Origin of the sequence: Streptococcus sp. 3167 (genome assembly GCF_013277175.1) — a bacterium.
Lineage (GTDB): Bacteria > Bacillota > Bacilli > Lactobacillales > Streptococcaceae > Streptococcus > Streptococcus pseudopneumoniae.
This window is the reverse complement of the sequence record NZ_VMML01000025.1, coordinates 1-7,506: the sequence shown is the minus strand read 5'-3', so window position 1 is coordinate 7,506 and position 7,506 is coordinate 1. Positions and strand designations below refer to the sequence as shown.

Annotated in this window: 5 protein-coding genes and 10 tRNA genes; all 15 read left to right on the top strand. The window is 41.7% G+C overall.

Annotated features, from left to right (window positions below):
- Window positions 1-24 precede the first annotated feature (24 nt).
- The 15 genes from HT678_RS04395 to HT678_RS04325 all read left to right on the top strand — a co-directional run bounded on the left by HT678_RS04395 (window position 25) and on the right by HT678_RS04325 (window position 7,220).
- Window positions 25-95 (top strand) — tRNA-Gly (locus HT678_RS04395).
- A 33-nt stretch (window positions 96-128) separates the two neighbouring features.
- Window positions 129-202, top strand: a tRNA-Ile gene (locus HT678_RS04390).
- An 82-nt stretch (window positions 203-284) separates the two neighbouring features.
- Window positions 285-374: transfer RNA gene (locus HT678_RS04385), tRNA-Ser, on the top strand.
- Between the two features lie 10 nt (window positions 375-384).
- A tRNA-Met gene (locus HT678_RS04380) sits at window positions 385-458 on the top strand.
- 3 nt (window positions 459-461) lie between these two features.
- Window positions 462-534, top strand: a tRNA-Phe gene (locus HT678_RS04375).
- Between the two features lie 12 nt (window positions 535-546).
- Window positions 547-627: transfer RNA gene (locus HT678_RS04370), tRNA-Tyr, on the top strand.
- A gap of 4 nt (window positions 628-631) precedes the next feature.
- Window positions 632-702 (top strand) — tRNA-Trp (locus tag HT678_RS04365).
- Window positions 703-716: 14 nt separating this feature from the next.
- Window positions 717-789: transfer RNA gene (locus HT678_RS04360), tRNA-His, on the top strand.
- Window positions 790-802: 13 nt separating this feature from the next.
- A tRNA-Gln gene (locus HT678_RS04355) sits at window positions 803-874 on the top strand.
- Window positions 875-883: 9 nt separating this feature from the next.
- Window positions 884-967: transfer RNA gene (locus tag HT678_RS04350), tRNA-Leu, on the top strand.
- Window positions 968-1,073: 106 nt separating this feature from the next.
- Window positions 1,074-2,351, top strand: coding sequence for a gamma-glutamylcysteine synthetase (locus HT678_RS04345; RefSeq protein WP_172924613.1), 1,278 nt, complete (start codon window positions 1,074-1,076; stop codon window positions 2,349-2,351).
- A 75-nt stretch (window positions 2,352-2,426) separates the two neighbouring features.
- Window positions 2,427-3,911 carry a threonine synthase gene (thrC, locus tag HT678_RS04340; protein WP_119947240.1) on the top strand — a complete coding sequence of 495 codons (1,485 nt, stop codon included), beginning with the start codon at window positions 2,427-2,429 and terminating at the stop codon, window positions 3,909-3,911.
- Window positions 3,912-3,971: 60 nt separating this feature from the next.
- On the top strand, window positions 3,972-5,252 hold the full coding sequence (locus HT678_RS04335) for an MATE family efflux transporter (RefSeq protein WP_119947241.1): 1,281 nt from the start codon (window positions 3,972-3,974) through the stop codon (window positions 5,250-5,252).
- Between the two features lie 3 nt (window positions 5,253-5,255).
- Window positions 5,256-5,879: an HAD family hydrolase gene (locus HT678_RS04330; RefSeq protein WP_119943731.1), complete on the top strand. Its 624-nt coding sequence runs from the start codon at window positions 5,256-5,258 to the stop codon at window positions 5,877-5,879.
- A 162-nt stretch (window positions 5,880-6,041) separates the two neighbouring features.
- Window positions 6,042-7,220 (top strand): LysM domain-containing protein, encoded by a 1,179-nt coding sequence (locus tag HT678_RS04325; RefSeq protein WP_172924612.1) that lies wholly within the window; start codon window positions 6,042-6,044, stop codon window positions 7,218-7,220.
- Window positions 7,221-7,506: the final 286 nt, after the last annotated feature.

Genomic DNA, 7,506 nt, shown 5'->3' with positions numbered 1-7,506 from the left:
TCGATCCCGTTAACTCCCATTTTAGCGGGTGTAGTTTAGTGGTAAAACTACAGCCTTCCAAGCTGTTGTCGCGAGTTCGATTCTCGTCACCCGCTTTGAACTTTGTTCTTTGTACCAAGTTTTAACTTGGGCGCGTAGCTCAGGTGGTTAGAGCGCACGCCTGATAAGCGTGAGGTCGGTGGTTCGAGTCCACTCGTGCCCATAGTGTTTAGTCCATTACTAGAGAATTGAAACATTATCTTTTCACTAAGAGGACACGGGTTTGTTCCCGTATAAACTATTTTGGAGGATTACCCAAGTCCGGCTGAAGGGAACGGTCTTGAAAACCGTCAGGCGTGTAAAAGCGTGCGTGGGTTCGAATCCCACATCCTCCTTTTATATTAACGCGGGATGGAGCAGCTCGGTAGCTCGTCGGGCTCATAACCCGAAGGTCGTAGGTTCAAATCCTGCTCCCGCAATAAGGCTCGGTAGCTCAGTTGGTAGAGCAATGGATTGAAGCTCCATGTGTCGGCGGTTCGATTCCGTCTCGCGCCATTTATATATTTTGGAAGGGTAGCGAAGAGGCTAAACGCGGCGGACTGTAAATCCGCTCCTTCGGGTTCGGGGGTTCGAATCCCTCCCCTTCCATTTTACGGGCATAGTTTAAAGGTAGAACTAAGGTCTCCAAAACCTTCAGTGTGGGTTCAATTCCTACTGCCCGTGTTAATAGAATTATGGCGGGTGTGGTGAAGTGGTTAACACACCAGATTGTGGCTCTGGCATGCGTGGGTTCGATCCCCATCACTCGCCTATTTTATATTATTGGGGTATAGCCAAGCGGTAAGGCAAGGGACTTTGACTCCCTCATGCGTTGGTTCGAATCCAGCTACCCCAGTTACTATTTGCCGGCGTGGCGGAATTGGCAGACGCGCTGGACTCAAAATCCAGTGTCCGCAAGGACGTGCCGGTTCGACCCCGGCCGCCGGTATAGTATAGCGTTAGGAACGTAGTTAATCTTCGTTCCTTTTTTGTATTATTTTTGGTATAATAGTAGTTATTCAAATTTTATTTAGATTAAGAAAGTGTAGGGGAGTATGTCTTGTTCTATCGATTTATTAAAACATCGGTATTTGAAAAATATTAAAGAAAATCCTGAATTGTTTGTCGGAATTGAGTTGGAGTATCCTGTTGCAAGTTTAGAAGGGGATGCTACAGATGTTGAAGTTATAAAGGATCTATTTCATTATTTAGTTTCCGCTCTGGATTTCATTGTAGAAAAGGTAGATGATTTTGGCAATCCTATCCAGTTAGTAGATCCGATAAGTCAGGATGCTATTTTATTTGAAGTTTCCTATACTACGATTGAATTTGCATTTGGTAAGGCTGAAACGATTCAAGAGGTCGAAAATCGTTTCAATAATTATATGGATGTAATTCAGAGACAATTAGGCGAATCCAATCATGCTATCGTTGGTTGCGGTATCCATCCTAACTGGGATAAAAATGAGAATTGTCCAGTGGCTTATCCACGCTATCAGATGTTGATGGATTATTTGAATTTGAGTAGAAATATTACTAAATCAGATTTACATCATTTCCCTGAATATGGTGCTTTTATCTGTGGGAGTCAGGTTCAGCTGGATATTTCAAAATCCAACTACTTACGGGTGATTAATGCTTTTACCCAAATTGAAACAGTTAAGGCTTATTTATTTGCCAATTCTGAGTTTACAGGTGCGGATTGGTATACAAAAATTTCAAGGGACATCTTCTGGGAAGAATCGATGCATGGCATCTATCCAGAGAATGTTGGGGTTAATACTAGACTTTTTGATGATGAAGATGATTTTTTTGACTATCTAGATCATTCTGCAATTTTTACTGCGGAACGTGATGGACAAACCTATTATTTTTATCCGATTCAGGCTAGGGACTATTTAGCTACACCTGAAATCCAAGCATTTGATCTTAATGGGGAAGAGGTTCTTATTTACCCTCAAGAGAAAGATTTTGAAACTCATCGTAGTTATCAGTACCAAGACTTAACGACTCGCGGAACAGTTGAGTTTCGTAGTGTGTGTACTCAATCTCTAGATAGAACTTTCGCTTCAGCAGCTTTTCACTTGGGATTATTAGTTAATTTAGAGAAACTTGAATCTTACTTAGAAATCGCACCTTTCTTTAAAGCATTTGGGAGAAATTATAAGTCTTTAAGGCGGCAATTTTCTAAGAAAAAGCTAACAGATGAGGAGAAAACTGCGATTATAGAGTTTTCAAAAGATTTACTCTGGCTAGCTGATGAAGGACTGAAGATGAGAAATAAACAAGAAATGATTTATTTAGAGTCTTTGAAAGAAGAATTGGGCCTATAATTTCTCTTATAAAGGGAGAATTTTCTGAAAAATCATGATATAATGGAAGGGACTATAGATAAAGGATAGAGAGTAATGACATTAGTTTATCAATCAACGCGTGATGCCAACAATACAGTAACTGCTAGCCAAGCTATTTTGCAAGGTTTGGCGACGGATGGTGGTTTATTTACACCGCTTACTTATCCAAAGGTAGATTTGGACTTTGACAAATTGAAAGATGCATCTTATCAGGAAGTTGCTAAGCTTGTTTTGTCAGCATTTTTAGATGACTTTACAGCTGAAGAGTTGGACTACTGTATCAACAATGCCTACGATAGCAAGTTTGATACTCCAGCTATCGCACCATTAGTGAAATTAGACGGGCAATACAACCTGGAGCTTTTCCATGGCTCAACAATTGCATTTAAGGATATGGCCTTGTCTATTTTGCCATACTTTATGACAACAGCTGCTAAGAAGCATGGTTTGGAGAACAAGATTGTCATCTTAACAGCAACATCTGGTGATACTGGGAAAGCTGCTATGGCAGGGTTTGCGGATGTACCTGGCACTGAGATTGTCGTCTTTTATCCAAAAGATGGTGTCAGCAAGGTACAAGAGTTGCAAATGACTACTCAGACTGGTGACAATACTCATGTTATCGCCATTGATGGTAACTTTGATGATGCGCAAACTAACGTCAAACATATGTTTAACGATGTAGCCCTTCGTGAAAAATTGGCTGCAAACAAGTTGCAATTTTCATCTGCAAACTCTATGAATATCGGTCGTTTGGTACCACAGATTGTTTATTATGTTTATGCCTACGCTCAGTTGGTTAAGACTGGTGAGATTGTGGTTGGTGATAAGGTCAACTTCACAGTACCAACAGGAAACTTTGGAAATATCTTGGCTGCTTTTTATGCCAAACAAATCGGCCTACCAGTTGGTAAATTGATCTGTGCTTCAAATGACAACAATGTTTTGACAGACTTCTTCAAGACACGTGTTTATGACAAGAAGCGTGAGTTTAAGGTAACAACTAGTCCATCTATGGATATCTTGGTATCTTCAAACTTGGAGCGCTTGATTTTCCATCTTTTGGGAAATGATGCGGTTAAGACAGCTGAACTCATGAATGCTTTGAATAGCCAAGGTCAATATGAGTTGACTAATTTTGATGCAGAGATTTTGGACCTCTTTGCAGCTGAATATGCGACTGAGGAAGAAACGGCAGCAGAAATCAAGCGTGTTTATGAGTCAGATTCTTATATCGAGGATCCACATACAGCGGTTGCCTCAGCAGTTTATAAGAAATACCAAGCTGCTACTGGCGATGCGACTAAGACAGTGATTGCATCAACAGCTAGTCCATACAAGTTCCCAGTAGTTGCAGTAGAAGCTGTAACGGGGAAAGTTGACTTGACTGACTTTGAAGCCTTGGCTCAATTACATGAAATCTCAGGCGTTGCAGTGCCACCAGCAGTTGATGGCCTTGAAACAACTCCTGTTCGTCACAAGACAACAGTGGCAGCTGCTGATATGCAAGCAGCGGTTGAGGCTTATCTAGGACTTTAAGACAGAGGGAGTAAACTCGGTTGGGAAACCAACTGAGTTTCTTTTCATAAGGAGGAAGGATTGTTTAAGAAAAATAAAGACATTCTGAATATTGCCTTGCCAGCTATGGGCGAAAACTTTTTGCAGATGCTCATGGGGATGGTGGACAGTTATCTGGTAGCCCACTTGGGCTTGATAGCTATTTCGGGTGTATCAGTAGCTGGTAATATTATTACGATTTATCAGGCGATTTTCATCGCTCTGGGAGCTGCTATTTCCAGTGTTATTTCAAAAAGTTTGGGGCAGAAGGATCAGTCTAAGCTAGCCTATCATGTGACTGAGGCCTTGAAGATTACCTTACTATTAAGTTTCCTTTTAGGAGCTTTGTCCATCTTCGCTGGGAAAGAGATGATAGGACTTTTGGGGACGGAGAGAGATGTAGCTGAGAGTGGTGGACTCTACCTATCTTTGGTAGGAGGGTCGATTGTGCTCTTGGGGTTGATGACTAGTCTGGGAGCCTTGATTCGTGCAACGCATAATCCACGTCTGCCCCTCTATGTTAGTTTTTTATCCAATGCCTTGAATATTCTCTTTTCCAGTCTAGCTATTTTTGTTCTAGATATGGGAATAGCTGGTGTTGCTTGGGGGACTATTCTGTCTCGTTTGGTCGGTCTTGTGATTTTGTGGTTACAATTAAAACTTCCTTATGCGAGGCCAACTTTTGGACTGGATAAAGACTTACTGACTTTGGCAATACCAGCAGCTGGAGAGCGACTTATGATGCGGGCTGGAGATGTAGTAATCATTGCCTTGGTTGTGTCTTTCGGGACAGAGGCAGTGGCTGGAAATGCAGTCGGGGAAGTTTTGACCCAGTTTAACTATATGCCTGCCTTTGGTGTGGCTACAGCAACAGTCATGCAAGTGGCTCGAGCGGTTGGAGAAGATGATTGGAAAAGAGTCGCTAGTTTGAGCAAGCAAACCTTTTGGCTCTCTCTGGTCCTCATGTTGCCCTTGACCTTCAGTATCTATGCTTTGGGTATACCACTAACTCATCTCTATACAACTAATTCTCTAGCGGTGGAGGCTAGTGTTCTAGTGACACTTTTTTCACTACTTGGAATCCCTATGACGATAGGAACAGTCATCTATACAGCAGTCTGGCAGGGTTTGGGCAATGCTCGGCTTCCCTTCTATGCGACAAGTATAGGAATGTGGTGTATCCGCATTGGAACAGGGTATCTGATGGGGATTGTTTTTGGTTGGGGCTTGTCTGGTATTTGGGCAGGGACTCTCTTGGATAATGGTTTTCGCTGGTTATTTCTACGCTATCGTTACCAGCGCTATATGAGCTTGAAAGGATAGGAAATGCAAAAAACAGCTTTTATTTGGGATTTAGACGGGACTTTATTGGATTCTTACGAAGCGATTTTATCTGGGATTGAGGAGACTTTTGCTCAGTTTTTTATTCCTTATGATAAGGAGAAGGTAAGAGAGTTTATCCTCAAGTATTCGGTGCAGGATTTGCTTGTGCAGGTGGCGGAAGAGCGAAAGCTAGATGTGGAAGTGCTCAATCAAGTGCGTGCCCAAAGTCTGGCTGAAAAGAATGCTCAGGTAATTTTGATGCCAGGTGCGCGTGAGGTGCTAGCTTGGGCAAATGAGACAGGGATTCAGCAGTTTGTCTATACTCATAAGGGGAAGAACGCTTTTACCATTCTCAGAGATTTGGGTTTGGAGTCCTATTTTACGGAGATTTTAACCAGTCAGAGTGGCTTTGCGCGGAAGCCAAGTCCAGAAGCGGCTAACTATCTGTTAGACAAGTATCAGTTGAATTCTGACAATACTTATTATATAGGGGATCGGACTCTGGATGTGGAATTTGCCCAGAATAGTGGGATTCAAAGTCTCAACTTTTTAGAGTCGTCTTATGAAGGCAATCACAGGATTCAAGCGTTAGTAGATATTTCCCGTATTTTTGAGGTTGAGCGATAAAAAGATTATGTCAGTTTTGTGACAGAGACCTAACAAACTGTTTCAAGTAACCGAGTTTGTTACAAGGAATAGACAGTTCTGTTAAATAGGCCCGAGAGGGCTTTTTTTCTGCATTTTTTGTGTTATGATAGACAGGTACTCATTTGAAAGGAATTTGAAAGAATGAAGAAAAGAATATTATTAGCCTCAACAGTAGCCTTGTCATTTGCCCCAGTATTGGCAACTCAAGCAGAAGAAGTTCTTTGGACTGCACGTAGTGTTGAGCAAATCAAAAATGATTTGACTAAAACGGATAACAAAACTAGTTATACCGTTCAGTATGGTGATACCTTGAGCACCATTGCAGAAGCCTTGGGTGTAGATGTCACAGTTCTTGCGAATTTGAATAAAATCACTAATATGGACTTGATTTTCCCAGAAACCGTTTTGACAACAACTGTCAATGAAGTAGAAGAAGTAACGGAAGTTGAAATCCAAACACCCCAAGCAGACTCTAGTGAAGAAGTGACAACTGCGACAGCAGATTTGACAACCAATCAAGTAACCGTAGATGATCAAACTGTTCAAGTTGCAGATCTTTCTCAACCGATTACAGAAGCGCCAAAAGAAGTAGCATCAAGCTCAGAAGTTACAAAGACAGTGATTGCTTCTGAAGAAGTGGCATCATCTACGGGCACTTCTGTCCCAGAGGAGCAAACAACTGGAACAACTCGCCCAGTTACAGAAGCAGCTCCTCAGGAAACGACTCCAGCTGAGAAGCAGGAAACACAAGTAAGCCCTCAAGCTAAGTCAGCAGTGGAACCAACTACAACTCTAGTAGAAGAAAAAGCAACCGAAACAACTGCAACAAGTTCAGAAGCAAAAGAAGTAGCATCATCAAATGGAGCTACACCAACAGTTTCTACTTATCAACCAGAAGAGACGAAGAGAGTTTCAACAACTTACACAGCTCCAGCTGCGCCTGATTATGCTGGACTTGCAGTAGCGAAATCTGAAAATGCAGGCCTTCAACCACAAACGGCTGCCTTTAAAGAAGAAATTGCCAACTTGTTTGGCATCACATTCTTTAGTGGTTACCGTCCAGGAGACAGTGGAGATCACGGAAAAGGTTTGGCTATTGACTTTATTGTACCAGAAAGCTCAGAACTAGGGGATAAGATTGCGGAATACGCTATTCAAAATATGGCCAGCCGCGGCATTAGTTACATCATCTGGAAACAACGTTTCTATGCTCCATTCGATAGCAAATATGGGCCAGCTAACACTTGGAATCCAATGCCAGACCGCGGTAGTGTGATAGAAAACCACTATGACTATGTTCACGTTTCAATGAATGGATAAACCAGACTTGGTAATATCATTTTGACGAATGAGATCTAGCTTTCGTGATAGGAAGTAGGTCTTGTTCGTTTTTTATTTGTCATACTCTTCGAAAATCTCTTCAAACCACGTCAGTTTTATCTGAAACCTCAAAGCTGTGCTTTGAGCAACCTGCGACTAGCTTTCTAGTTTACTCTTTGATTTTCATTGAGTATCAATTTGAATGGAAGATGGGAAGTTTCTGTCTTGTAATGATTCAAGCAACATTCTTGCAATCTATTTTACTTTATACTCAATCATTTTCAAA